The organism is Jiangella alkaliphila (genome assembly GCF_900105925.1).
Classification (GTDB): domain Bacteria; phylum Actinomycetota; class Actinomycetes; order Jiangellales; family Jiangellaceae; genus Jiangella; species Jiangella alkaliphila.
In genome coordinates, this window is sequence record NZ_LT629791.1 from 5,916,299 (window position 1) to 5,940,989 (window position 24,691).

Genomic DNA, 24,691 nt, shown 5'->3' on the forward strand with positions numbered 1-24,691 from the left:
CCGGGTCAGCCCTGGGTCGACGGCGGCGTGGTGGTGCCCGGCGCCGACGTCGTGGCCGGCCGCACCGGCGTGGCCGCGGCCCGCTTGGCCGGCGTGGCCGTCGTCTTCTTGGCGGCCGTCGCGGTGCCGGCGGCCGGTGCGGCGGTCTTCTTCGCCGCCGTGGCCGTGGTCTTCCGGGCGGTCGTGGTCTTCTTCGCCGCCGTGGCCGGCGCGGCGGTCTTCCGCGCGGCGGTCGTCGTCTTCTTCGCCGCCGCCGTCGACGAGGTCGTCTTCTTCGCGGCGGTGGTGGTCTTCTTGGCGGCCGGGGCGGCCGTCTTGCGGGCGGCGGTCGCCGTCTTCTTCGCGGCCGTGGCCGACGTCGCCGTCTTCTTCGCCGGCGTGGCGGTCTTCCGCGCCGCGGTCGTGGTCTTCTTGGCGGCCGGGGCGGCCGTCTTCCGGGCCGACGGCGCCGCCGTCTTCCGGGCCGACGGCGCGGCCGTCTTCTTGGCCGCGGCGGACGTCGTGGTCTTGCGGGCCGGACCGGCCGCCTTCTTCGGCGCCGCCGGGCGGCTGGCCGGAACCTTGCGCGCCGTCGAGGCCGTCTTCTTCGCGGGCGCGGCGTCGTCGCCGCGGACCGCGTCGGCCACCTGCTTGGCCGCGCTCGACACCGAGCGGCTCGCGGACTCGGCCACCGCGGCGGCCTGAGCCGGCACCAGCGACAGCGACTCCCGGACCCGGGTGCTCGCCTTCTTCACGCCGGCGACGACGTCCTTCAGCTCGTCGGCCGCGCTGAACGTCGGCACCTCGCGCTTGGACTTCTTCTTGGCGGTCTTGTCCTTGTCGCGGTCGAAGACGCCCAGCCCCTTCACCGCGACCTTCTCACCCGCGGCCAGCGATCGCTGGATGCCCTCGACGACGGAGTCGAGCGCGTGCTGCGCCACCTCGCGGTTGCCGTCGAAACCGTCGGCAATGCGGTCGATCAGTTTCTTCTTCCCCACCGTTGCTCCTCAGCCGTCTCGCCCGGCGGGCGAGTTCTCGTCACCCACCATAGACGGCGGACGGCGAGGAGTCCGGTAAGTGGCTGCTAGGACAACGCCGGATGAACGACGCAGGTCCGGACGAACTCGATCAGACCAGTGTCCTCGGCTTGTGTGACGGACGGCCCGCTTCGAAGTCGTCGACGGCGTCGGTGTGGCGCAGCGTGAGGCCGATGTCGTCGAGCCCCTCCATCAGCCGCCAGCGGGTGTAGTCGTCGACCTGCATGGGCGCGACGATCTCGCCGCACGTGACGACGCGCTGGTCCAGATCGACGGTCACCTCGGTGCCGGGCGCGTTCTCGAGCGTCTTCCAGATCAGCTCGATGTCGTCCTGGCTGAGCTCGCCGGTGAGCAGGCCCTGCTTGCCGGAGTTGCCACGGAAGATGTCGGCGAACCGCGACGACAGCACCGCCTTGAAGCCGTAGTCCTTGAGCGCCCAGACGGCGTGCTCGCGCGACGAGCCGGTGCCGAAGTCGGCGCCGGCGACGAGCACCGAGCCCGCCGCGAACGCCGGGTTGTTCAGCACGAACGTCTCGTCGCCGCGCCACGCCGCGAACAGGCCGTCCTCGAAGCCGGTGCGGGTGACCCGCTTGAGGTAGACCGCCGGGATGATCTGGTCGGTGTCGACGTTGCTGCGCCGCAGCGGGACACCGACGCCGGTGTGCCGGATGAACTTCTCCATGAATGTCTCCTACGAAGCCGGCTCGAGGTCGGCGGGCGACGACAGCGTGCCGCGCACGCTCGTCGCCGCGGCCACGAGCGGGCTGACCAGGTGGGTGCGGCCGCCCTTGCCCTGACGGCCCTCGAAGTTGCGGTTCGACGTCGACGCGCTGCGCTCGCCCGGCGCCAGCTGGTCGGGGTTCATGCCCAGGCACATCGAACAGCCGGCGTGGCGCCACTCGGCGCCGAACTCGGTGAAGACCTGGTCCAGGCCCTCCTGCTCGGCCTGCAAGCGGACCCGCGCCGAACCGGGGACGACGAGCACGCGGACGGTGTCGGCCTTCTTCCGGCCCTTGACGACGGCGGCCGCGGCGCGCAGGTCCTCGATGCGGCCGTTGGTGCACGACCCGATGAAGACGGTGTCGACGGCGATGTCGCGCAGCGGGGTGCCGGCCTCGAGCGCCATGTACTCCAGCGCCCGGCGCGCGGCCGCCTTGTCGGACTCGTCGGCGAAGCTGTCCGGGTCGGGGACAGACGCCGACAGCGGCAGCCCCTGCCCCGGGTTGGTGCCCCAGGTGACGAACGGCTCGAGCGCGTCGGCGTCGATGCTCACCTCGACGTCGAACTCGGCGTCGTCGTCGGTGTAGAGCGTGCGCCAGTACTCCAGCGCGGCGTCCCACTCCTTGCCCTGCGGCGCGTGCGGGCGGCCGTCGATGTAGGCGAACGTCGTGTCGTCGGGCGCGATCATGCCGGCGCGCGCCCCGGCCTCGATGGACATGTTGCAGATCGTCATCCGCGCTTCCATCGACAGCGCGCGGATGGCCTCGCCGCGGTACTCCAGGACGTAGCCCTGACCGCCGCCGGTGCCGATCTTCGCGATGACCGCGAGGATGATGTCCTTCGCCGTCACGCCCGGCCTCAGCGTGCCCTCGACATTGATCGCCATCGTCTTGAACGGCCGCAGCGGCAGCGTCTGGGTGGCGAGCACGTGCTCGACCTCAGAGGTGCCGATGCCGAACGCCAGTGCGCCGAACGCCCCGTGCGTCGAGGTGTGCGAGTCGCCGCAGACCACCGTCAGGCCCGGCTGCGTCAGGCCCAGCTGCGGGCCGACGACGTGCACGATGCCCTGCTCGGCGTCGCCGAGCGAGTGCAGCCGCACCCCGAACTCCGCACAGTTGCGCCGCAGCGTCTCGATCTGCGTGCGGCTGGTGAGGTCGGCGATCGGCTTGTCGATGTCGACGGTCGGGGTGTTGTGGTCCTCGGTGGCGAGCGTGAGGTCCGGGCGGCGAACCGGGCGGCCGGCCAGTCTCAAGCCGTCGAAGGCTTGCGGACTGGTCACTTCGTGGACAAGATGAAGATCGATGTAGAGGAGGTCGGGCTCACCCTCGGCTCGACGCACGACATGTGCGTCCCACACCTTCTCCGCCAGGGTCTTGCCCATCACCTGCTCCGTTCGTCAGTCGCATGATTCAGTGGATACACACCACTTGCGATCTCGCATGTTGAGATGGCAATATCGAGTCATGGACAACTCTAGCGGAGTCGGCGTTCTAGACAAGGCCGCACTCGTCCTGTCCGCCCTCGAGGCCGGCCCGGCGACCCTGGCCAACCTCGTCGCGTCGACAGGACTGGCCCGCCCGACGGCCCACCGTCTCGCCGTCGCGCTGGAGCACCACCGGCTCGTCTCCCGCGATCTGCACGGCCGGTTCGTGCTCGGTCCACGGCTGGGCGAGTTGGCCACGGCGGCCGGCGAGGACCGCCTGCTGGCCGCCGCCGGCCCCGTCCTGGCCCGGCTCCGCGAGGCGACCGGCGAGAGCACGCAGTTGTTCCGCCGCCAGGGCGACCAGCGCATCTGCGTCGCCGCCGCCGAGCGGCCCAGCGGCCTGCGCGACACCATCCCCGTCGGCGCCACCGTCACCATGCTGGCCGGGTCCGCCGCCCAGGTGCTGCTGGCCTGGGAAGAGCCCGAACGCATGCACCGCGGCCTGCAGGGCGCCCGGTTCACCGCCACCATGCTGGCCGCCGTCCGCCGCCGCGGCTGGGCGCAGAGCGTCGGCGAGCGCGAGCCCGGCGTCGCCTCGGTGTCCGCACCCATCCGCTCGTCCAGCGGCCGCGTCGTCGCCGCCGTCTCCGTCTCCGGGCCGATCGAGCGGCTCACCCGGCAGCCCGGCCGGGTGCACGCGCCCGCCGTCCTGGCCGCCGCCGAGCACCTCACCGGCGTGCTGCGCAGCGCCGAGGACGGCTGAATCGTTTCTTCTCCGGCCCCCGTCGGCCAGGAGTTCCGAATCGGAGGGTTGACGCCAGAACGAGCCCCGACGCTCAGCCGGTTGCGGCGGGGTCCACGGGATGTCCGCGGTGCCGCCGGTAGTGGCTGCGCTGGCGCGACCGGTTGCCGCAGTCGGCCGGGTCGCACCAGCGGCGGCTGTGGTTGCGGGTGGTGTCGAGGAAGACCCACCGGCACTCGTCGCAGGCGGTGACGCGGCCGAGCGAGGGCGCCGAGGTGAGCAGGGCGGCCGCGTCCAGGGCCAGCGTGCCGAGCAACGACGGTGCGCGGCCGGCCCAGTGGGCGGCCGGCGCGCCCTCGGCGAAGACCAGGCGGCGGCCGGCCCGGGCGCCGGCGGCCAGCGTGCCGATCCGCTCGACGTCCGCGGCCCGCGGCGTGCCGCCGTCGGCGACCGCCAGGAACACCCGGGCGAGCAGTTCGCGCAGGTCGCGCAGGCTGGCGGCGTCGGCTGTGTCGGCGGCGACCTCGAGTCCGGCCGCCCGCGCCCAGGCCGCGACGTTCGAGGCCGGCCGCAGCCAGTCGTGCTCCCGGGCGGTGCCGCGATAGCTGACCAGGTTGGCGAAGTCGAGCGCGGGCGAGCCGCCGATGAGCTTGTACGTCCCGGCGTACGGGCCCGGGTCGAGGGCGACCGCGTCGGCCACCGGCACCTCCATACCTAACGGTCTATTTGACATTGACACGTTAGCAGGCGCGGTGGTTGGGTGACGGCATGACGCGGGTGCGTCCGGAGCTGTACTTCGTCGGCTCGGCGGTCTTCCACTACCTCGGGCCGGCCTTCGCCGTGCTGCTGTTCGCCGTGGTCGAGCCGCTCGGCGTCGCCTGGCTGCGCATCCTCACGGCCGGCATCGTCTTCGCCCTGTGGCGACGGCCGTGGCGGGCCTGGGCGGCCGCGGGCGCCGCCGAGCGCTGGACCGTCGTCGTCTGGGGCGCGCTGCTGGCGCTGATGAACGCCTGCTTCTACCTGGCGATCGACCGGCTGGCGCTGGGCACCGTCGCCGCCATCGAGTTCGCCGGTCCGGTCGCGCTGGCGGCCGTGGCGGCGCGCAGCCGGCGCAACGTGGTCGCGCTGCTGCTGGCGGTGGCCGGCGTGGCGGCGCTGGCCGAGGTGAGCCTGGCCGGCTCCCCCGCGGGCTTCGCCTTCGCCGTCGCCAACATGGTGCTGTTCACCGGCTACATCGTGGTCGCGCACCGGGTGTCTCGGCAGGACCGCCTGGCCGGCATCGACGGGCTGGCGATGGCGATGCTGGTCGCCGCGGTGCTGGCGCTGCCGATCGGCGTCGCCGACGCCGTGCCGGCGCTGACGGATCCGCTGACGCTGGCCGCCGCCGTCGGCGTGGGCGTGACGTCGTCGGTGCTGCCGTACGTCTTCGACCAGCTGGCCATGCGCCGGCTCGCCCGCGGCACGTACGCCCTGATGGTCGCGCTGCTGCCGGCCACGGCCACCGTCATCGGGGTGATCGTGCTGACCCAGATCCCCGGCGCGGCCGAGGTGCTCGGCGTCGTCCTGGTCGTCGCCGCCGTCGTCGTTCACCGCGAGCGCCCGCAGACCCGGCAGGCGCCTCGGGTGCGCAGGTAGTAGCCGAACGTCGCGGCGCCGAGCACGACCGCCCACGGCGCGAACAGCGTCATCGGGCTGCCGGCCCACTCGGCCGGGTCGCTCCAGTCGGTCAGCCGCAGGATCACCGACCCGGCCGACGCGAGCGACAGCGCCACCACTGTCGCGAACACCAGCGGGAACGCCCGCGGCACCGGCTTGCCCGCGAGGCCGAGCACCCACCGGGGCCAGATGATGCCCCAGCGCTGGGTGAGCCCGAGTGTCAGCACACCGCCCGCCGCGGCGAACGTCGCCAAGTAGGCGCCGGCCCACACCAGGCCGCTCTCGTGCAGCTCGTCGAGGAAGTCCTGGCTGATCGTCAGCGGGACGCCCAGCGCCCACGCCCACCGCACCAGCGCATAGCCGAACGGCATGAGGAAGGCGGCGTACGCGGCCCACCGGCCCCAGCGCCCGGCGCCCGCCGGCGACGTCCAGCCGTGCGCGTGCCCGGCCCGTCGCCCGCAATGGACGCAGGCGCGCACCGTCCGCCGCTGGAACGCCAGCGCCGTCGCCGCCCACAGCAGCCCGCCGACGACGCACACGTAGTGGTTGACGTTCGGCCAGGGGAACATCTTCGCGGCGAACTCGGCGTAACTCATCGGCGGCCAGCCGAACGGGATGCCGACCAGCGCGAGCGGCGTGTACGCGACCGTGGTGAGGATGCGCTGGTCCGGGACGAGCACGACGAGCAGGACGGCGTTCGCCCAGGCCCAGCCGGCCAGGGCAACCCGGACGACCCCGCGCGCGGACATCCGGGCAAGCATCAGGGCAACCAGCGCGCCGGTGAGTCCGAGCCCGGCGATCCACGGCCCGGTGCCGGCCGCCGTCGTCGCACCGAGCAGCGACTCCTCGCGGGCGTCCTCGATGTCGCCCGGGCCGAACGGGTAGCCGCCGACGCCGAGCGCCCAGAGCAGGCCGAGCAGTCCGTACGCGGCCGACCAGGCGGCCGCGGCGTACGGGGTCCAGCGCGGCCAGGCGCGGATCGCCCGCCGCACGGGGCCCGGGCGGGCGGGTGTCGTGGTGAGGGTCGCTGTCGTCATGGTCTCGCCTTCCGTCGGGAGCTGTCTCCAGCGTCCCGAGGTGGCCGGCCGTGGCCGAGATGCCGAACGGCGGGTTCGGCGGCGCGATGGCGGGCGTGGATGTGCCGTTCGGCACGGGTGCGGCCGGGTCCGGCTCCCTAGACTCGACGGCATGCCTGACCAGGTGTGGGTGGTGCCGCTGGGCGTCGCGACGGTCGTCGTCGCCGGCGTCGCGCTGTGGTGGCCGCGATCGCGCGCCTGGCTGCCGTGGGGGACGGCGGCGGCCGGCGTCGTCTCGCTGGCCACGACCGTCGCGCACCTGGCCGGGCCGTGGCCGGGCTCGCCGCCGTGGGGCATGGTCGAGTTGCTGCTGCTGTCCGTGCTGGTCGGCGCGTGCGCGCGGTGGGCGCCGGTGCGCGCGGCGGTGCCGGCCGCCGTCGTCGCCGGGCTGGGCGGTGCGACCAGTCTGCTGCGGGCGACCGACGACGGCGGGAGCGGCGACCTGACGACACTCGAGGCGGTCTACGCGGTGTCGTTCTGGGCGCTCGCGCCGATCGTGGCCGCGGGCGCCGGGCTGCTGCTGCGACACCAGCACGAGCGTCGGGTCCGCGCCGTCGCCGCCGGTCGCCGGGCGCAGCGGCTGGAGCTCGCCCGCGACCTGCACGACTACGTCGCCCATGACGTCAGCGAGATGATCGCCCAGGCGCAGGCCGCGGGGACGGTCGCGCCGCCCGGCACCCCGGCGGGCGACGCGCTGCGGCAGATCGAGGCGGCCGGACTGCGCGCGATGGCGTCGATGGACCGGACCGTGCAAGTCCTCAGCGGCGGCGACGACGGATCCGGCAGTAGCACCGGCGCCGACGACGCCGTCCGCCCACAGCCGGGGCTGGCCGACCTGCCGGCGCTGGTCGAGCGGTTCGCCGCCTCCGGGCCGGCCCCCGGGTGCGGCTCGACGCCGAGGGTGACCTGGCCGCGTCGGTGCCCCGCGAGGTCGGCGGCACGGCACACCGGGTGGTCGTCGAGGCGCTCACCAACGTCCGCCGGCACGCCCCCGGCGCGACCGCCGTCGAGGTGCGGGTGCGCCGGCGCGATGGCGAACTGGAGGTCTCGGTGACCGACGACGGCGGCGGTGCGGCGCTCGCGGCAGACGCGTCCGGGCTGGGGCGGACGTCCGGACTGGGAGGGACGTCCGGGCTGGGACGGACCGGCGGGCTCGGGCTGCCCCGGCCTCGCCGAGCGGGTCGGCGCGCTGGGCGGGAGCCTGCGGGCCGGTCAGGACGGCGCTGGGTGGCGGCTGGTCGCGCGGCTGCCGCTGGGGGCGTCGTGAGCACCCGCGTCCTCGTGGCCGACGACCAGGAGGCGATCCGCGGCGCCTTCCGGATGGTCATCGACGCGCAGCCGGACATGCACGTCGTCGCCGAGGCGGCCGACGGCGACCAGGCGCTGCGGCTGGCCCGCGAGCTGCGCCCCGACGTCGTGCTGGCCGACATCCGGATGCCCGGCATCGACGGCCTCGAGCTGACCCGCCGCCTGGCCGGCCCGGCGAACCCGGATCCGCTGCGCGTCGTGGTCGTGACGACGTTCGACCTCGACACCTACGTGCACGCGGCGCTGGCCGGCGGCGCGTGCGGTTTCCTGCTCAAGCGGTCCGGGCCGACGCTGCTCGTCGAGGCGGTCCGCGCGGCGATGGCCGGCGACACGCTGATCAGCCCCCAGGTCACGGTGCGGCTGCTGCGGCATCTCCGCAACCCTGCCCCCGCGCCGGTGGCCGACGACGTCCTGACCGATCGCGAGCGAGAGGTCGCCCGTCTGGTGGCGCGCGGACTGAGCAACGCCGAGATCGCCGCCGAGCTGTTCATCAGCGCCGGCACCGCGAAGAACCACCTGGCGAACATCCAGCAGAAGCTCGGTGCCCGCAACCGCGTCGCCGTCGCCGGCTGGGCCTGGGCCAGCGGCCTGGTCGACACCGCCGGCGACGCCTAACACCCACCCGGCCTGACACTCGCCCGGCCCGGCCGGCTACTCGAACGGCGCCGGGTCGAGTAACTCCGGCGCACGTCCGCCGCGCAGGACGATGACCCGACCGGCGAGGTCGTCGCGCTCGGCGAGGGTCACGACGGAGGAGGCGACGCGTTCCGGCGGGACGAACGGCGGCGCCTGGGCGCGTTCCTCGGGCGGCATCGAGGCCAGCTCGGCGTGGGCGCGGTCGAGCCCGATCCAGCCGGGGACGACGCAGTTCACCCGCACGCCGTGGGTCTCGCGCAGTCCGGCGACGGCGGCGGTGAACCGGATCAGCCCGGCGTTCGCGGCCCCGTACTCCGGCGACCGGTAGGGCGACAGCTCCACCCCCGCGCTCGAGGCCACGTTGACCACCGCGCCGCCGCCCGCAGCCTGCAGCGGCGCCAGCGCGGCCTGGGTGAGCAGCATCGGCGCGCGCAGGTTGAGGTCCAGCACCCGGTCCCACTCGTCCGGCGCCGCGTCCGGGAACCGCCGCCCCGCGTCGCCCCAGCCGCCGGCGTTGTTCACCAGCACGCCGAGCGGACCCAGCCGTCGCGCCGCCTCGACCAGCACCTCGGCAGCGTCCTCGTCGCACACGTCGACGACGACCGGCGACGCGCGTCCGCCCGCACGCTCGACGTCCGCCACCGCCTCGGCGCAGCTCCCGCCGTCGACGTCGGCCACGAGGACGGCCGCGCCACGACCGGCCAGCGCCGACACGACGACCCGGCCGGCGCCGGCAGCGCCGCCGGTGACGACGGCCACCCGGTCACGAAGATCCATATCGCCGACGTTAGCCGCCCCCTCCGACACACTCGCGCCAGCAGAAGACCGCCGCGGGGCCCGTTCGTTCAGTCGGCAGCGGCTGCTCGACGGCCTGCCGCCGGGCCGAGCGCGGCCCAGCTCGCCTCGTCGGCCCACACCGAGCGCGCGTCGACGTACGGGCGCAGCAGGCCGGCCAGCTCGGGGTCGTGCGCGCCGGCCAGCTCGTCCTCGGCGATGCGCCGGGCGACGCCGGCCAGGAAGTCGGCGACCTGCACGCGCGGCTCCTCGATCGAGTCGGCGAACCGCAGCCCGGCCAGGCGCCCGTTCAGCGTGCCGAGCGCCGCGATGCGCTCCGGCGTGAGCGTCCGCTGCTCGTCGTGGAGCACCCGGACCGGCCGGCCGCCGTCGCTCCAGTACCCGACGATGCGCACGAACGCGGGGACGAGCGGGTCCAGCGACTCGACGGCGCCCGGCGCGCGGCCGGTCCGCAGGGTCTCGACGACGGCGGCGACCGGCCCGGCGGCGGCCAGCCCGGCAGCGCCCGTCAGCCCGTCCACCGCGTGCGCGAACGCCGCCGCCGGGTCGTCCGGAACCGGCCGGCGCCCAGCCGAGCGCAGCAGGTCGTTGGACGCCGTCAGGAACGCGGTCCAGCGGTCCGCCCCGAACGCGGCCGGCCCGGCCCGGTACAGCGTGGCCGCGGCTTCGGCGTCACCCCCTACGACGTGGGTGACCAGCAGGAACGGCTTGTCGACGAGGTAGACGTGGGCCCGTCCTGTGACCGGGCCGGCCGGGCCGAGGAACCACGCCAGCGCCGCCCGGTGCTTGCGGCGCAGCAGGTGGTTGGCCTTGTACTCGACGGCGGGCGAGCGGATGCGGGCGCGCAGCTCGGCGACGCACGCGGCGGCCTCGTCGGCGCCGATGCGCACACTGCCGTACCCGAAGACGTCGGTGTTGCCGCCGGCGAGCCGCTCACCCTCGGAGCCGGACTCGTCGCAGGCGATCTCCACCGCCGCCGGGGACCCGTCCATGCGCACCGACCCTAGTCCCGGCGCAGCACGGCGACGGCGGCGATCGGCAGGAGCAGCAGCGTCAGCACGCCGGAGAGCACCAGCCCGCCGGTGACCCCGGCCAGCTCGACCAGCGGCCCGCCGGCGAGCAGGCCGAGCGGCGCGGCCACCGTCGCGCCGGTGGTCCACAGCGTGACGACCGGCTGGTGCTCGTCAGGCTCCAGGCCGGACTGCACGAAGCTGTACGCGACCGGCGTGAACGGCGCCCACACGAGACCGCCGAGGCCGAACACGATCATCGCGACGGTGAGGTCGCCGGTGAGGGCGAGCGCGATCGGGCACATCCCCCAGAGCCCGATGATCGCGATGAGCAGGTGCCGCTGCGGCAGGTTGCGCAGCTGGTTGACCAGGGCGGCGCCGACGAACGCGCCGGCGCCCAGCGCGCCCCACAGCAGGCCCAACGCCGACGCGCCCGCGTCGAGCGAGCCGCGGACGTACAGCGGGAGAGCCACCTCGATCGGCATGTAGAAGAAGTTGAAGAAGAACACGACGATCAGCAGCCGCGCGGCGACCGGCCGGCGGCGCAGGATCCGCCAGCCCGACTCCCCCGCGACGCCGCGCCGCGGCACGCCCCGGCCGGCGTCGCCCCGTGGCACCGACACCAGCGTGGCGACGAGCAGGATCAGCGCGCCGGCGGCGTCCGCGAGCAGCGCCACGCCCGCCCCGGCGGACGCGACGACGATGCCGCCCAGCACCGGCCCGACGACGTACAGCGCGACGGACATGTTCAGGCCGAGCAGCCCGTTGACGGCGAACCGTCCCTCGTCGCCGGCCATCGACGTCGCCAGCAGCCGCCGGCTGCTCGACCCGGCCAGCCGGAACAGCGACCCGAAGAGCAACCCGGCGAGCAGCACCGGCAGCGTCAGCCGGTCCGTCACAGCCAGCAGGCCGAGCGTCGTGAACGTCACAGCCCGCAGGACGCAGTCGGCGATCAGCAGCGTCCGCGGCGCCACACCGGCCCGGCCCAGGCCGATGACCGACGCCAGGATCGTCGACAGGATGAACGGCGACGCCGCGACCAGCCCGATCGCGACGGCGCGCGGGACGCTCCCGTGGATCGCCAGCGTCTGGACCGGCATCGCGACGAGCAGCATGCCCGTGCCGGCGCCGGCCAGCAGGTCGCCGGCGAGCAGACCGGCCACGCCCCGGTGCCGCAGCACCTCGCGGTACGACCGGTTCGTCACGGGCGCCCCGGCGGCCGCCATGCGTGGGCTCAGCGCACTTCGTTGATGCGGATCACGTTGCCCGACGGGTCGCGGAACGCGCAGTCGCGCACGCCGTACGGCTGGTCCGTCGGCTCCTGCAGAACCTCGGCACCGCTGGCCTGCAGCTTGTCGAACAGGCCGTCGAGGTCGGGCGTGGCCAGCGTGAGCGCGCCGTAGGTGCCCTTGGCGATCAGCTCGAGGATGGTGCGGCGCTCGTCCTCGCTGATGCCCGGGTCGGCGGCCGGCGGGTGCAGGACGATGGACGTGCCGGGCTGGTTCGGCGGCCCGACGGTGAGCCAGCGCATCCCCTCGTAGCCGACGTCCATGCGCAGCTCGAAGCCCAGGGTGTCGCGGTAGAAGGCCAGGGCGGCGTCAGGGTCGGTCTGCGGGAGGAACGTGTTGTGGATGGTGATGTCCATGGACGTCACGCTAGCTGTGCCTCGGACGGCGGCGCTTCTCGTTTCCTGATGGGTCTGGTGACCTGCTTCGTGATGCACGACGGCGGTTCCGGCGCCGGGTCCGCGGCGTTGGCCCGGTAGGCGCTCGGCGGGATGCCGACCAGCTCGGTGAAGCGGGTGCTGAACGTGCCCAGCGACTGGCAGCCGACCGCGAAGCACACCTCCGTGACGCTCAGGTCGCCGCGGCGCAGCAGCATCATCGCCCGCTCGATGCGCCGCGTCATCAGGTAGGTGTACGGCGACTCGCCGTAGGCGCGCTTGAACTCGCGGCTGAGGTGCCCGGCGGACATGTTCGCGCCGCGCGCCAGCGCCTCGACGTCGAGCGGCTGGGCGTACTCGCGATCGATGCGGTCGCGGACGCGCCGCAATCGAGCGAGATCGCGCAGCCGCTGGGCCTCGTCCGGACCACTGGTCACCCTTCGAATCCTGCCACGCCGGGTCGTCGTCGGCCAGCAAGGCCGCGCTCGTCGCGGCTGTTCCGGCGGCCGCGACGCCGTCGAGTTGATCTTGTCGGTGGGTCCGGATAGTATCAGTTCTATGTTCGAAGAAGCCACCTACACTGCGTTGTCGCCCGGCTCCGGCCCGGCGGCGGCGGATCACGTGGTGTGGCATCCGGACCGGGACGAGTGGGTCGCGCTGACGCGGTGCGAGCGGCCCGCCGGTGCCCTGCCGGCCGGCATCGAGCGCATTCCGGCCGGGCCGAGGCTCGCGGCGGTGCTGGCCCGGTTCGACCCGTCGACGGCCGACGCCTACGACCTCGTGGAGGCGGCGGCCGCATGGGCTCGGCTGGCGGCGTGGGTTGCCGCGGGCGATGCGCGGTCGCTGGCCGAGCTGGCGTCGCGTGCGGTCATGCGGCCGGCCGAGACCGGGCACCGGTCGTTGAACCCGGTCACCAACACGGCCATGGATGTCGCCGGACGGTGCCAGGTGACCGCCCGGCAGGCCGAGCACCAGGTCGGGCACTCACTCCAACTGGTCGAGGACTTCCCCGACACCCACGCCGCGCTGGCGGCGGGACTGATCGACCTACGCCGCGCCCGGGTCATCACCGACGAACTCGGCGGCCAGGAACCGGCCGTCCGGGCGCGGGTCGAGGCGGCCGTGCTGCCCAAGGCACCCACGATGGACGCCGTCGCGCTGCGCAAGCTGATCAAGCGGCTGCTGCAGGAACTGGCACCCGTCGAGGCCGCAGACCGCAACCGGCGCGCCCGCGACAGCCGCTACGTCGCCATCACCCCGGCGTCGGACGGCATGGCCTTCCTCGAAGCGCTGATGCCCGCCGAAGATCTCGCTGCGCTCAACACCGCCCTGAACGTCGCCGCCGCCGACGCCAAGCGCGCCGACGCCGCCGCCGGGCTGCCGGCTCGTACCAAAGACCACCGCCGCGCCGACACCCTCGCCGACCTCGGCTGGGCCGCACTCGCCGCCTGCGCCGACGGCACCATCTCCACCGCCGCCGGCCACGCGCCCCACTCCGTCCCCGCCCGCGACGCCGGCCAGGCGAGCGGCACCGCCAGCCGCGGCACCGGCCGGGGAAGCAGCGCGGCAACCGACCGCACGGGCGACCTCGCCGGCCATCCAACAGACGCCGGAACCGACCGTACGGACGGCCCCGCCGGCCACGCCGCCAACCACGCACCCGCCGCCGGCCCCACGCACGACGCCCGCCGGGCCAGCGGCACCGGTCGAGCGAGCAGTTCGGCAACCGCCCGCACGGGCATCGACCTCACCGACGCGCAGGCCCACAGCCACGGTCAAGGAGCCACCGACGTCGCCGGTGGGCAGCCACGGCGACCCGACGCTTCCGCCACAGCAGCCCTGCCTCCTTCCAGCATGACGGCGCGCAGGGCCGGAGCGACGCCACCCACCTCTGGCGCGACGCCGGGCAGCACCGGCACGACGCCATCCACCTCTGGCGCGACGCCGGATAGCGCCGGCACGACGCCACCCACCGCTGGCACGACGCCGGGCAGCGCCGGCACGACGGCACCCACCTCCGGCACAGCCCCGCGCACCTCTGGCACGACGCCGGGTGGCGCCGGCACGACACCGCGGCGGCGGCCGGTCGCCGTGCAGGTGACGATCCCGTTCACCGCGCTGGTGGGCCTCGACGACCAGCCCGGCGAGCTGGACGGCTACGGGCCGATCCCCGCGCACGTCGCCCGCGAGCTCGCTGCCGGCGGCGTCTGGACCTGGCTGCGCACCGACCCGGCCACCGGACAGCTCCTCGACCGCGGCACCAGCCGGTACCGGCCGACGACGGCGCTCGCCCGGTTCATCACCGCCCGCGACCGCACGTGCGGCGCACCCGGCTGCCACCGGCCCGCCAGGGAGGCGGACATCGACCACGCCGTGCCGTTCGCCGCCGGCGGGCCGACCAGCGCGGCCAACCTCCAGGTGCTCTGCACCACCCATCACCTGCTCAAACACCGCGGCGGATGGCGAGTCGCCCGGGAACCCGACGGCACCACGCGATGGCGCAGCCCCACCGGACACCGGTACGACCGGCCGCCGGAACGATTCGACACGAGTTAGTCGCGTCAGTCACGGGCGAGGGCAGCCAGCTCGGTGCGGTTCGCGACCTGCAGCTTGGCGTACACGTGCGCCAAGTGGGTCTTGACGGTGCCGCGGCTCATGAACAGCCGCTCGCCGATCTCCGGGTTCGACAGACCCTGGACGGCGAGGTCGACGACGGAGCGTTCGGTCGGCGTCAGGCTGGCCCAGCCGGTGTCCGGACGGCGACGCGGGCCGCGGGCGCGCATGGCGTAGGCGACGGCGTCGGGCAGCGACAGCGCGCGGCCCCGCTCGACGGCGTCGTCGTCGAGCGCGGGGCGGAGACCGGGGTCGACGCTGGGGTCGACGCCGAGGTCGAGGTCGAGGCCGGGGTCGGGGTCGGGGCCGGGGTCGGGGCCGAGGTCGTCGACACGGTCGGCGAGGCCGGCCGCGGCGCGGGCCCGTTCCGACGCGCCCGCCAGAACGCCGGCCGCCTCGGCGGCGCCGCGGCGGGCGAGCAGCTCGGCCAGCGCGCCGAGGCTGTCGACGCAGCCCAGGACGAGGTCGTGGTCGGCGCGCAGCCGCAGCGCCTCGTGGTGCAGCCGCAGCGCGGCATCGAGATCGCCGTCGTCGCCGGCCAGCCGGGCCTGGAGGTCGAGCAGGCCGGCCTGGATCCGCGGCCGCGCCGCCACGGCGGCACCGTCGGCGGACAGGCCGACGAGCAGCTCGCCCGCCGCGGCACGATCTCCGGCCGCGCGCAGCCCGGCGGCGAGCACCAGCCGCGACTCCGGCAACAACAGCTCCGGCCGCGGCTCCGGCAGCCAGCGCAGCTCACGCAGCGACCACTCGACGGCCTCGGCCGGCCGGCCCTGCCGCAGGGCGACGAGCGCATGGCCGCGCTCCCAGCCGGGCGCGTACGGCGCCGGATCGGCACCCGCGGCGATCTCGTCGATCGGCGCCAGCACCGCGGCCGCGTCGTCCGGGCGGCCCTGCAACGTCAGCAGCTCGGCCAGCGTCGCGGAGGCGAGGCCGATGCGGTGGAAGTCGTGCAGCGGGCGCGCCGTGGCGACGGCCCGCTCGGCCAGCTCGACCGCCCGGGTGACGTCGCCCAGCTGTGCCGTGCTGACGGCCAGCCAGCTCAGCGCCGACGACCCCGTGCCGCGATCACCGCGGGCCAGCAGTCCAGCGACGGCCGGCTCGAGGTGCTCGACGGCGTCGCGGTGCTGGTCGCGGAGGAGATGGACGAGGCCGACCAGCGCCTCCGACGCATCGGCGACGAACCCGCCGCCGGACGCCCGCGCGTCGTCACGGGACCGGACGGCCTCGGCCATGGCGCGGTCGAGGTCGGAGCCGATCCAGCCGACCGCCGCCAGCGACCGCGCCAGCTGCTCCGTCGCCGCCAACTCGGGGTCGGACGAGAGATCCAGGTCGGACAGCAGCGTCAGAGCGTCCCGCGCCGCGACGTAGCCGTCGCCGCCCGGCACCGCGGTGTCGGCGACCAGCGCGAGCGCCGTCAGCACCCTGGCCTTTAAGGAATTGGCCTGTAGCGGATTCCGCTCGCCGGCGCCGCACTCGACCGCCCGCCGGAGCAGCCTCAGCCCGTCGTCGGCGCGCGCCTCCAGATGCCACAGCCAGGCCAGCCCGGCGGCCAGCCGGCGCCCGGCGGTGGGGTCGTCGCGGCTCAGGCCCCACTCGACGGCCGCGCGCAGGTTCGGGTACTCGGCGCCGACGGCGGACCGCCAGGCGTCGCGGTCGGTCTCCAGCAGCGGCGCCAACTCGTCCAGCCGCGCCAGGCACCGCGAGAGATGCCGGTCGCGGACGGCATCGGCCTCGCCCGCCTCGTCCAGGCGGGCCTGCGCGTACGCCCGGACGACGCCGAGCATGCGGTACCGCGCGACCGGCCCGGCCGGGTCCGCGACAACCAGCGACGTGTCGATCAGCCCGCGCAGCGTCTTCAACGCCGCGGCCGCGGGCAGGTCCGGCGCGGCCAGCGCGACGACGACGTCCGCGGCGAACCCCGGCTCACACCCCGCCAGCCGGCGGAACAGCACCCGCTCGTCGTCGTCGAGCAGCGAGTGGCTCCAGCCCATCGACGCCTCGAGCGTCTGCTGCCGGAACACCGCCGTCCGGGCGCCGCCGTCGAGCAGCGCGTACAGGTCGCTGAGCGAGTCGGCGATCTGCTCCGGCGACAGCGTCCCAGCCCAGCCGGCGGCCAGCTCCAGCGCGAGCGGCAGCCGGTCCAGGCGGTCGCAGACCCGCCGCGCGCCCGCCGTCGCCGCCGGGTCGCGGCTGCCGCCGGACCGGTCGAGGAACAGCTCCAGCGCATCGGCGAGACTCAGCGGCGGCACCCGCCAGACCCGCTCCCCCGCGACGCCCAGCGAGGCCCGGCTGGTGGCCAGCAGCGCGACGTCCGGGCAGCGGGACAGCAGCGCCGCGGCCAGCCGGGCGACACCGTCGACCACGTGCTCGCAGTTGTCCAGCGCCAGCAGCAGCCGCCGGCCCCGCACCACGTGCGCCAGCGCCGCCACCCGGTCCGGCCCGTCCGGCAGCGGCAGGTCGAGCGCCTGGGCGACGCGCGCCGCGACGCCGTCAGCCGATCCGGCGTCGGCCGGCACGTCCTCCAGCCCCGCCCAGACCACCTCCGGCCAGGCGCCGGCGAGGTCCTGGCAGACGCGCACGGCCAGCCGGGTCTTCCCGCAACCACCTGGCCCGGCCAGCGTCAGCAGCCGGCCGGCCGTCACGCCGCCGCCGACGGCGGCCCGTTCCTCGGCGCGGCCGACGAACGACGACAGCTCGGGCGGGAGGTGGCCGACGTCAGACATCGGCAGCAGGGTCGCACAGATCGGCCACCTGGCAGATGTTCCGGCCGCCGGGCGGCGACACGATCGATCCATCGGCGCCGACCGGGCGCCACCGAACCGAAGGAGCCGATCATGACCGAGACCAGCGCCCAGGACATCGCACAGGACACCGCCCAGAACACCGGCCGCCGGGTCGTCGCCAACATTTCCCTGTCCCTCGACGGCCGCTACTACGGCCCCGGCGGCGAGTCGGACATGAGCTGGGTCGGGCCGCACGCGATGACCGACACCGCCCGCGAGCACATGACCCGCGAGACCAGCACCGCCACCACACTGCTGCTGGGCCGCAAGAACTACGAGGGCTTCGGCGGCTTCTGGCCCACCGTCGTCGACAACGAGCAGTTCGATGCACGCGACCGCGCCTTCGCAGCTTGGCTGAACGAAGTCGAGAAGGTCGTGTTCTCGACGACGCTCACGGAGACGCCGTGGCAGAACTCCCGCCTGGCCGAGCACGACCCGGCCACCGAAGTGCGCCGGCTGCGCGCCCAGCCCGGCGGCGACATCGTCGTGCAGAACAGCGCGAGCCTCATCCGCACGCTCCTCGACGCCGGCGAGGTCGACCGGCTGACCCTCAACCTCTGCCCCGAGCTGGTCGGCGGCGGCGCCCGGCTGTTCGAGGACGGCGTCCCGGTGAGCTCGTGGTCGCTGGCCGACCTGGCGACGTCGGAGTCCGGCGCGATCTACCTCACCTACGACCGGAAGCGGTGACGCCCTCTGCTGCCAGCAGATTGTGTTGGAGCGGCCGTCCCGCGCGACGAATGATCGAGGGCAGAAGGGAGAACGACATGACGAACGCGGGACCGATCACCGGGACACTGGACGACCAGCTGGCCACCCGGCTCCTCCACCAACGGATCATCGTCCTGGGCACCGAGGTCGACGACCAGATCGCCAACCGGCTCTGCGCACAGCTGCTGCTGTTGTCCGCCGAGGACCCGCGCAGCGACGTCAGCCTCTACATCAACTCCCCCGGCGGCTCGGTCAGTGCCGGCCTGGCGATCTACGACACCATGCGGCTGATCCCGAACGACGTCAGCACGCTGGCGATGGGGCTGGCGGCCAGCATGGGCCAGTTCCTGCTCACCGCCGGCACGCCGGGCAAGCGGTTCAGCCTGCCGCACGCGCAGGTGCTCATGCACCAGGGCTCGGCCGGGTTCGGCGGCACTGCGGCCGACATCGAGATCTACTCCGAGCAGCTGGCCTACACGTCGGCGCTGATGACGAAGCTGACGGCGGAGCACACCGGCCAGTCGCCGGAGCGGATCGAGGCCGACAGCCAGCGCGACCGCTGGTACACCGCCGACGAGGCGCTGGCCTACGGCTTCATCGACCACATCGTCGAGCGCATGGACGACGTCCGGCCGAAGTCGGGCCGGCCGGTCGTGGGGGTGGGCGCGTGACCCAGTACACGATCCCGACCGTCATCGAGAAGACGCCGTCGGGCGAGCGCGCCTTCGACATCTACTCGCGGCTGCTGAACGAGCGGATCGTGTTCATCGGGACGCCGATCGACGACGGCGTCGCGAACGTCGTCATGGCCCAGCTGCTGCACCTGGAGTCCGAGAGTGCGGACCTGGAGATCAGGCTGTACATCAACTCCCCCGGCGGGACGTACAGCGCGCTCACCGCGATCTACGACACCATGCAGTTCGTGATCCCGCCGGTCTCGACCACCTGCATGGGCCAGGCGTCGGAGACGGCGGCCGTGCTGCTGGCCGCCGGAGCGCCGGGGCGCCGGTACGTGCTGCCGCACGCGAAGGTCATGCTGCACCAGCCGTCCAGCCAGGCCCGCGGCACGCTGCCCGACCTCGCCGTCCAGGCGAAGGAGGTGGCCAAGGTGCGGGCCGAGATGGACGAGGTGCTCAGCCGGCACACCGGGCACCCGGTGGAGAAGATCCGCACCGACACCGACCGCCACAAGACGTTCTCCGCGCAGGAGGCGGTCGACTACGGCTTGGCCGACCGGATCATCGCCAGCCGGAAGGCCATGCCCGCCGGCGCGGTCTACGGCTGACGGCGGGCGTCACCCGACGCGCCCGGCTGCTCGTGAGGCCGGGCGCGTCCGTGCGTGCGTCAGGCCGCGAGCAGCAGGACGCCGCCGTTGCGGCCGGTCGACGTCGGCCGCCGGATCGGGTCGCGGCGACGGAGCGCGCGGACGGTGTCCAGCCGGATGACCGTCGCGCGGTGCTCGTCGAGATCGTGCCGCACCTCGCCGAGCAGCTCGGACAGCTCCAGCCCGAGCGCGTCACAGACCGCCGCGAGCACCTCGGACGAGGCCTCCTTGCGGCCGCGCTCGACCTCGGACAGGTACGGCATCGAGACCTTCGCGTCGGACGCGACGTCGGCCAGCGTGCGGCCCTGGTCGCGCCGCGTGCGCCGCAGCACGTCGCCGACCATCGTCCGCAGCAGCGGCTTCGACCGCAGGTCTCCCCCGCTGCGCGTAGCCTCGCGGCCGGCTATCGGCCCTTTCCCCCCGCTGCGCGTAGCCTCGCGGCCGGCTATCGCCTCTTGTTGATCCTCCGGGGCGCTCATGAGGTCACGGTAGCGGCGCCGGCCCGGGTTCCGGGAGTCGGGTTCGCCGCCGGCGAAAGCGACCCTTGCGCTCACCCTCCACTTCAGCGTAGCGTGACACCTGTCAAAGTATTCTGACACGTGTCGAGGAGTCCTGATGGCGGACGGGCCGAGCGGCGACCAGCTGGTCGAGATGCTCGCCGCGCTCGCCAACCCGATCCGGCTGCGCATCGTCGCGACGCTCGCCGGCGGGCGCGACTACGTCAGCCACCTTGCCCGCGAGATCGGCGTCAGCCGCCCGCTGCTGCACATGCACCTGCAGAAGCTCGAGGCGGCGGGGCTGATCGCCGGCCGGTTGGAGCTCTCCGACGATGGCAAGGCGATGAAGTACTACGAGGTCACCGACTTCGACCTGCACCTGACCGCGGCGGCGCTGGCCGTCGCGGCCCAGACCCTCACCCCGAAGGAGTCCTGATGGACGACATCACCTGGCCAGAGGCGATGATCTTCCTGGGCGTCATCGTCCTGGTGATCTTCCTCGTCGGAGCGTCGATGGCGACGTACATCGACCTGCGCAAGGCGCGGCTCGACGCCGAGCAGGAGGCCCAGCTGCGCCAGCTGGTGGGCCGGTACGAACAGCTCGCCGAGAACACGCTCGACGCCCAGCAGCGCACCGCCGCCGACGTCGCGGAGCTGCGCACGCGCGCCGCGGCGATCGAGCAGATCCTGCGGACCGTGGAGTGACGCGATGAAGGCCATGGCCAGTCACACGTACGGCGACCCGAGCCGATTACGGCTCGTCGAGATCGACCGCCCGTCGCAAGGGCCCGGTGAGGTCCTCGTCCGGGTGCACGCCGCCGGGGTCGACCAGGGCGTCTGGCACCTCGTCGCCGGACTCCCCTACCCGATCCGGCCGGTCTCCGGGCTGCGCCGGCCGAAGAACCCGGTGCCGGGCCTCGACCTCGCCGGCGTCGTCGAGGCGATCGGGGCGGACGTCACCGCATTCGCGCCCGGCGACGAGGTGTTCGGCACCGCCGCCGGGACGTTCGCCGAGTACGTCGTCACCCCGGCCGCCAAGCTGGCCCGCAAGCCCGGCCGGCTGAGCTTCGCCGAAGCGGCCTCCGTGCCCACGTCGGCCTACGCCGCTCTGCAGGCCGCCCGCGACAAGGCGAAGGTGAAGGACGGCGACCGCGTGCTGGTCATCGGCGCCGGCGGCGGGGTCGGCTCGTACGCCGTGCAGGTCGCGCGGGCGTTCGGCGCCGAGGTCACCGGCGTCACCAGAACGGCGAAGCTGGACCTCGTCCGCTCGCTCGGCGCCACCCACGTCGTCGACCACACCCGGACCGACGTCACGACCGAGGGCCGCCGCTACGACGTCGTGCTCGACTGCGGCGGGCACACCCCGCTGCTGCGGCTGCGCCGGGTGCTGGAGCCGCGCGGCACGCTGGTGCTCGTCGGCTCGGAGGTCGGCGGCCGCTGGCTGGGCGGCACCGACCGGGCGCTGCGGGCGATGCTGCTGTCCCCCTTCGTGCGGCAGCGCCTGGGCACGTTGCTCTCCACCGACCGGCCGGCCGACCTCGAGCAGCTCCGCGCCATGCTCGACGACGGCCGCGTCACCCCCGCGCTGGACCGCACGTTCCCGCTCGAGCAGGCCGCCGAGGCGATCCGGTACCTGCGCGAAGGCCAGGTGCGCGGCAAGGTCGCCCTCACGCTCTGACCGGGTACTACGGTGGCCCGATGACGCTGCGCTCCGGTCTCTGGCTACCGATCTTCGACGAGCTCGCCGACCCGGTGGTCGTGTCGCGACTGGCCGCCGAGGCCGAGGAGTCCGGCTGGGACGGTCTGTTCGTCTGGGACCACGTGCGCTGGCGTGCGCCGATCCGCGCCGTCGCCGACCCATGGATCACGCTGGCCGCCGCCGCGACCGCGACCCAGCGGCTGCGCCTCGGTCCGATGGTCACCCCGATCGCCCGCCGGCGGCCGGTCAAGCTCGCGCGCGAGACCGCGACGCTGGACCGGCTGTCCGGCGGCCGGCTGATCCTCGGCGCCGGGCTGGGCAGCGACCGGTTCGGCGAGGAGTACTCCCGCACCGGCGAAGAGCTGGACGACCGGGTGCGGGCGGCCATGCTCGACGAGTCGCTGGCCGTCCTGACCGCCGCATGGACGGGCGACCCGGTCCGGCACCGCGGCGAGCACTACGTCGTCGACGACATCGCCTTCGAGCCGACGCCGGTCCAGGCCGGCGGCGTGCCGGTGTGGATCGCCGGCTTCCCCGGCAACGTCGCGCCGATGCGCCGGGCGGCCCGGCACGACGGGTTCTTCCCGGTGAACCTCCAGGACGCCGACCAACTCGCGGCCGCCGTCGATGCCGTCCACGGGCTGCGTGCCGAGAGGGGCGCGACCGGCCCGTTCGACGTCGTGGCGGCGCTGGTGCCGGGCACCGATCCGGCGCCGTACGCCGCGGCCGGCGCGACCTGGTGGCTCACCGACTTCGAGCCCGACGCCGTCACCGTCGACGCCGTCCGCGGCGTCCTCCGCGACGGCCCGGCCGCGTGACGGCCGACCGCATGCACGCCGATCAGGTCGAGATCGACGATGCGCTGGTGCGCCGGCTGCTGGCCGCGCAGTTCCCGCGGTGGGCCGGGCTGCCGCTGCGGCGGGTGCGGTCAGCGGGGACGGTCAACGCGATCTACCGGCTCGGCGACGAGCTCGCGGTGCGGCTGCCGCTCGTCCCGGCGTGGGCCGGCGACCTCGAGTCCGAGCTGGAGTGGCTGCCGCGGCTGGGGCGGGACGGCACGCTGCCGCTGGCGATCCCGGAGCCGGTCGCGGCCGGCGAGCCGGACGAGGGCTACGCGCTGCGCTGGGCGGTCTACCGCTGGCTGGACGGCGAGCCGCCGGCGCCGGGGTCGCTGGCCGGCGACGTCGAGGCGGCCGCCCGACTGGCGGGCTTCGTCCGCGCGCTGCGGGACGTCTCCCCCGAAGGCGCACCGGTCGGGAAGGGCCACCAGCCGCTCGCCGACGACGACGACGCGGTGCGGGCGGCCGTCGCGGCGCTGGCCGGCACCGTCGACGCGGCCGCCGCGACCGCCGTCTGGGCCGAGGCGCTGGCGGCCGACACCTGGGACGGCCGCCGAATCTGGGTGCACGGCGACCTGCTGCCGGTGAACCTGCTGATCCGCGGCGGCGAGCTGAGCGCCGTCCTCGACTTCGGGTCCGTCGGCGCCGGCGACGGCGCCTACGACCTGCTGCCCGCGTGGAGCCTGTTCACCGGCGCCGCCCGCGACGTGTTCCGGGCCGAGCTGGCGCCCGACGACGACGCGTGGGCGCGCGGCCGCGGTTACGCGCTGGTCAAGGGCCTGATGGCGCTGCCGTACTACCGCGAGACCAACCCGGAGTTCGCCGCGCTCGCCGCCCGGCTGGTCGACGCGGCCCTCGCGTAGCCCGTCGCCCGGTGGTATTTTTGCGGTGTGGCGCCGTCCCGCGCCCAACCCTCGGTTCCGGTGCTCACGCCATCGGCGATTGCGGGGGCAAAGGGGGCTCGAGCCCTCGGGATGCCGGTTCGGTGTGTCCTTTCCGGCGGACGTCGCGAGCGTGAGTCGCGTCGCGCCGCCGACGAGAGGAACACCGATGACCAGGCAACGATCCTTCAAACACCTCGTGCGCACGCGCATGACCAAGACCGGCGAGAGCTACACCGCCGCCCGCGCCGTCCTGCTCGCCGCGCAGGAGGTCCCCGGCGCCGCGCAGCCCGTCCTCGCGACGTCCGACGAGACCATCCGCGAGCGCACCGGCCGCGGCTGGGAGGAGTGGTTCGACCTGCTCGACGAGTGGGGCGCCGCCGAGAAGTCGCACCGCGAGACCGCCCGCTGGGTGGCCGGCCAGCTCGGCGTCGTGCCGCTGGCGTGGAACGCGCAGGCGGTCGTCGGCAGCTACGAGCGGGCTCGGCTCGGCCGCGCTGTCGGCGAGCACGAGGACGGCTTCACCGTCAACGTCTCGCGCACCGTCGCCGTCAGCGCCGAGCGCCTCTACGACGCCGTCGTCGACGAGTCGCAGCGGACGGCATGGCTTCCGGACGGGAAGCTCACCGAGCGAACGGCGACCCGGCCCGCGTCGGCCCGGTTCGACTGGGACGGCGGCCCGACCCGCGTGCACGTCGTGTTCGACGTCAGGGACGCAGGCAAGTCGCGGATCACCGTGTCGCACGTCCGCCTCGCCGACGCCGACGCGGCGGCCGCGATGAAGGCGTTCTGGCGCGAGCGGCTCGACGGCCTCAAGGCGCGGCTGGAGGGCGGTTCCGATGCCTGACGTCTCGCTGCTCGCCGTCGCCGTCGGCACCGTCGCGGCGTTCGTGATCGGGTTCGTCTACTACGGGGCGGTGGGGGTGCCCGCGGCTGCGGGGGACGGCGCCGGCGCCGTGGCTGTCCGGCGGCCGGCGTGGCAGCTGCCGGTGGTCGAGCTGGCCCGCAACCTCGTCCTCGCCGCCGTCGTCGTCGGGGTCGCGGCCGCGGCGGATGTCTCGTCCGCCGGCGGCGGACTGCTGCTCGGCCTGGTGCTGTGGATCGGCTTCCCGCTGGTGCTGTGGACCGGCGCGCTGTTCCACGAGGGCGTCCCGCCCCGCACCGCCCTCGTCCACGGCGGCGACTGGCTGCTGAAGCTGCTGGCGATCGGCCTGATCGCCGGCCTGCTCGGCTGACGCACGGGGCAGGGCGCCAAGATCACACCGAGGACAACGCGCCGGCGAATGTGACATATTGCGGCCC

27 protein-coding genes and 2 pseudogenes are annotated in these 24,691 nt (G+C 74.5%); 17 read left to right on the forward strand and 12 right to left on the reverse strand.

The genetic code is table 11. The features are described 5' to 3' along the window. Window positions 1-5: 5 nt before the first annotated feature. The 3 genes from BLV05_RS27220 to leuC form a co-directional block, all read right to left on the reverse strand. Window positions 6-977, reverse strand: a complete 972-nt coding sequence (locus BLV05_RS27220) for an HU family DNA-binding protein (RefSeq protein ID WP_052762918.1) — start codon at window positions 975-977, stop codon at window positions 6-8. Window positions 978-1,107: 130 nt separating this feature from the next. Next, window positions 1,108-1,698, reverse strand: a complete 591-nt coding sequence (leuD, locus tag BLV05_RS27225) for a 3-isopropylmalate dehydratase small subunit (RefSeq protein WP_046771419.1) — start codon at window positions 1,696-1,698, stop codon at window positions 1,108-1,110. Between the two features lie 9 nt (window positions 1,699-1,707). Beyond that, window positions 1,708-3,117: a 3-isopropylmalate dehydratase large subunit gene (leuC, locus tag BLV05_RS27230; RefSeq protein ID WP_046771420.1), complete on the reverse strand. Its 1,410-nt coding sequence runs from the start codon at window positions 3,115-3,117 to the stop codon at window positions 1,708-1,710. An 82-nt stretch (window positions 3,118-3,199) separates the two neighbouring features. Between leuC and BLV05_RS27235 the strand changes: the two genes are divergently transcribed. Continuing rightward, entirely contained in the window at window positions 3,200-3,922 is a 723-nt protein-coding gene (locus BLV05_RS27235) for an IclR family transcriptional regulator (protein ID WP_046771421.1), read from the forward strand. A 73-nt stretch (window positions 3,923-3,995) separates the two neighbouring features. Here BLV05_RS27235 and BLV05_RS27240 read toward each other — a convergent pair whose 3' ends face one another. After that, window positions 3,996-4,613 carry a CGNR zinc finger domain-containing protein gene (locus BLV05_RS27240; protein WP_052762919.1) on the reverse strand — a complete coding sequence of 206 codons (618 nt, stop codon included), beginning with the start codon at window positions 4,611-4,613 and terminating at the stop codon, window positions 3,996-3,998. Window positions 4,614-4,669: 56 nt separating this feature from the next. On the opposite strand from BLV05_RS27240, the gene BLV05_RS27245 reads away from it, so the two are divergent. Beyond that, window positions 4,670-5,536: an EamA family transporter gene (locus BLV05_RS27245; protein ID WP_046771422.1), complete on the forward strand. Its 867-nt coding sequence runs from the start codon at window positions 4,670-4,672 to the stop codon at window positions 5,534-5,536. On the opposite strand, the gene BLV05_RS27250 is transcribed toward BLV05_RS27245, so the two are convergent. Next, complete coding sequence (locus tag BLV05_RS27250; protein ID WP_052762920.1) at window positions 5,488-6,594, reverse strand: hypothetical protein; 1,107 nt, start codon at window positions 6,592-6,594, stop codon at window positions 5,488-5,490. The two genes, BLV05_RS27245 and BLV05_RS27250, sit on opposite strands and share 49 nt — an antisense overlap. Window positions 6,595-6,928: 334 nt before the next feature. Between BLV05_RS27250 and BLV05_RS38785 the strand changes: the two are divergent. From BLV05_RS38785 to BLV05_RS27260, 4 genes and pseudogenes are all read left to right on the forward strand, one after another. Continuing rightward, window positions 6,929-7,384: pseudogene (locus tag BLV05_RS38785) on the forward strand (histidine kinase); the annotation flags it as partial. 200 nt (window positions 7,385-7,584) lie between these two features. Beyond that, window positions 7,585-7,665, forward strand: a pseudogene (locus BLV05_RS38790) (hypothetical protein); the annotation flags it as partial. Between the two features lie 37 nt (window positions 7,666-7,702). Beyond that, the gene (locus BLV05_RS36155) at window positions 7,703-7,900 is read left to right on the forward strand and encodes a hypothetical protein (protein ID WP_152690969.1); all 198 of its coding nucleotides are present in this window, start codon (window positions 7,703-7,705) and stop codon (window positions 7,898-7,900) included. Continuing rightward, window positions 7,897-8,556 (forward strand): response regulator, encoded by a 660-nt coding sequence (locus tag BLV05_RS27260; RefSeq protein ID WP_046771424.1) that lies wholly within the window; start codon window positions 7,897-7,899, stop codon window positions 8,554-8,556. Before BLV05_RS36155 ends, BLV05_RS27260 begins: the two co-directional genes overlap by 4 nt. 36 nt (window positions 8,557-8,592) lie before the next feature. Here BLV05_RS27260 and BLV05_RS27265 read toward each other — a convergent pair whose 3' ends face one another. The 5 genes from BLV05_RS27265 to BLV05_RS27285 all read right to left on the reverse strand — a co-directional run bounded on the left by BLV05_RS27265 (window position 8,593) and on the right by BLV05_RS27285 (window position 12,482). Beyond that, the gene (locus tag BLV05_RS27265) at window positions 8,593-9,354 is read right to left on the reverse strand and encodes an SDR family NAD(P)-dependent oxidoreductase (protein WP_082155632.1); all 762 of its coding nucleotides are present in this window, start codon (window positions 9,352-9,354) and stop codon (window positions 8,593-8,595) included. 68 nt (window positions 9,355-9,422) lie between these two features. Further along, window positions 9,423-10,364, reverse strand: coding sequence for a DUF3800 domain-containing protein (locus BLV05_RS27270; RefSeq protein ID WP_046771425.1), 942 nt, complete (start codon window positions 10,362-10,364; stop codon window positions 9,423-9,425). Between the two features lie 11 nt (window positions 10,365-10,375). Beyond that, the gene (locus tag BLV05_RS27275; RefSeq protein WP_046771426.1) at window positions 10,376-11,608 is read right to left on the reverse strand and encodes an MFS transporter; all 1,233 of its coding nucleotides are present in this window, start codon (window positions 11,606-11,608) and stop codon (window positions 10,376-10,378) included. 8 nt (window positions 11,609-11,616) lie between these two features. Continuing rightward, a complete protein-coding gene (locus BLV05_RS27280; RefSeq protein WP_046771466.1) occupies window positions 11,617-12,027 on the reverse strand; it encodes a VOC family protein in 411 nt (136 codons plus the stop codon). 5 nt (window positions 12,028-12,032) lie between these two features. Next, window positions 12,033-12,482, reverse strand: a complete 450-nt coding sequence (locus BLV05_RS27285; RefSeq protein WP_046771427.1) for a helix-turn-helix transcriptional regulator — start codon at window positions 12,480-12,482, stop codon at window positions 12,033-12,035. Between the two features lie 121 nt (window positions 12,483-12,603). Between BLV05_RS27285 and BLV05_RS27290 the strand changes: the two genes are divergently transcribed. Next, a complete protein-coding gene (locus tag BLV05_RS27290) occupies window positions 12,604-14,601 on the forward strand; it encodes an HNH endonuclease signature motif containing protein (RefSeq protein WP_052762923.1) in 1,998 nt (665 codons plus the stop codon). A 5-nt stretch (window positions 14,602-14,606) separates the two neighbouring features. On the opposite strand, the gene BLV05_RS38295 is transcribed toward BLV05_RS27290, so the two are convergent. Beyond that, entirely contained in the window at window positions 14,607-17,381 is a 2,775-nt protein-coding gene (locus BLV05_RS38295) for a helix-turn-helix transcriptional regulator (protein WP_052762924.1), read from the reverse strand. Between the two features lie 111 nt (window positions 17,382-17,492). Between BLV05_RS38295 and BLV05_RS27300 the strand changes: the two genes are divergently transcribed. The 3 genes from BLV05_RS27300 to BLV05_RS27310 all read left to right on the forward strand — a co-directional run bounded on the left by BLV05_RS27300 (window position 17,493) and on the right by BLV05_RS27310 (window position 19,434). Next, window positions 17,493-18,128, forward strand: a complete 636-nt coding sequence (locus BLV05_RS27300) for a dihydrofolate reductase family protein (RefSeq protein WP_046771428.1) — start codon at window positions 17,493-17,495, stop codon at window positions 18,126-18,128. Window positions 18,129-18,205: 77 nt separating this feature from the next. Then, window positions 18,206-18,820, forward strand: coding sequence for a ClpP family protease (locus tag BLV05_RS27305; RefSeq protein ID WP_046771429.1), 615 nt, complete (start codon window positions 18,206-18,208; stop codon window positions 18,818-18,820). Continuing rightward, window positions 18,817-19,434: a ClpP family protease gene (locus BLV05_RS27310; RefSeq protein ID WP_046771430.1), complete on the forward strand. Its 618-nt coding sequence runs from the start codon at window positions 18,817-18,819 to the stop codon at window positions 19,432-19,434. The genes BLV05_RS27305 and BLV05_RS27310 overlap by 4 nt, the downstream gene beginning before the upstream one ends. Window positions 19,435-19,493: 59 nt before the next feature. On the opposite strand, the gene BLV05_RS38300 is transcribed toward BLV05_RS27310, so the two are convergent. After that, the gene (locus tag BLV05_RS38300) at window positions 19,494-19,952 is read right to left on the reverse strand and encodes a helix-turn-helix domain-containing protein (protein WP_082155633.1); all 459 of its coding nucleotides are present in this window, start codon (window positions 19,950-19,952) and stop codon (window positions 19,494-19,496) included. Between the two features lie 136 nt (window positions 19,953-20,088). Here BLV05_RS38300 and BLV05_RS27320 point away from each other — a divergent pair, with 136 nt between their 5' ends. The 7 genes from BLV05_RS27320 to BLV05_RS27350 all read left to right on the forward strand — a co-directional run bounded on the left by BLV05_RS27320 (window position 20,089) and on the right by BLV05_RS27350 (window position 24,624). Beyond that, window positions 20,089-20,406: an ArsR/SmtB family transcription factor gene (locus BLV05_RS27320; protein WP_046771432.1), complete on the forward strand. Its 318-nt coding sequence runs from the start codon at window positions 20,089-20,091 to the stop codon at window positions 20,404-20,406. Then, complete coding sequence (locus BLV05_RS27325) at window positions 20,406-20,675, forward strand: hypothetical protein (protein WP_046771433.1); 270 nt, start codon at window positions 20,406-20,408, stop codon at window positions 20,673-20,675. The genes BLV05_RS27320 and BLV05_RS27325 overlap by 1 nt, the downstream gene beginning before the upstream one ends. 4 nt (window positions 20,676-20,679) lie before the next feature. Beyond that, window positions 20,680-21,648 carry an NAD(P)-dependent alcohol dehydrogenase gene (locus BLV05_RS27330; protein ID WP_046771434.1) on the forward strand — a complete coding sequence of 323 codons (969 nt, stop codon included), beginning with the start codon at window positions 20,680-20,682 and terminating at the stop codon, window positions 21,646-21,648. Window positions 21,649-21,668: 20 nt separating this feature from the next. Beyond that, window positions 21,669-22,487 (forward strand): LLM class flavin-dependent oxidoreductase, encoded by an 819-nt coding sequence (locus BLV05_RS27335; RefSeq protein WP_046771435.1) that lies wholly within the window; start codon window positions 21,669-21,671, stop codon window positions 22,485-22,487. Continuing rightward, complete coding sequence (locus BLV05_RS27340) at window positions 22,484-23,371, forward strand: aminoglycoside phosphotransferase family protein (RefSeq protein ID WP_197683346.1); 888 nt, start codon at window positions 22,484-22,486, stop codon at window positions 23,369-23,371. The genes BLV05_RS27335 and BLV05_RS27340 overlap by 4 nt, the downstream gene beginning before the upstream one ends. 187 nt (window positions 23,372-23,558) lie before the next feature. Further along, on the forward strand, window positions 23,559-24,236 hold the full coding sequence (locus BLV05_RS27345) for an SRPBCC family protein (RefSeq protein WP_046771436.1): 678 nt from the start codon (window positions 23,559-23,561) through the stop codon (window positions 24,234-24,236). Beyond that, entirely contained in the window at window positions 24,229-24,624 is a 396-nt protein-coding gene (locus BLV05_RS27350; protein WP_046771437.1) for a DUF1761 domain-containing protein, read from the forward strand. Before BLV05_RS27345 ends, BLV05_RS27350 begins: the two co-directional genes overlap by 8 nt. Window positions 24,625-24,691 lie beyond the last annotated feature (67 nt).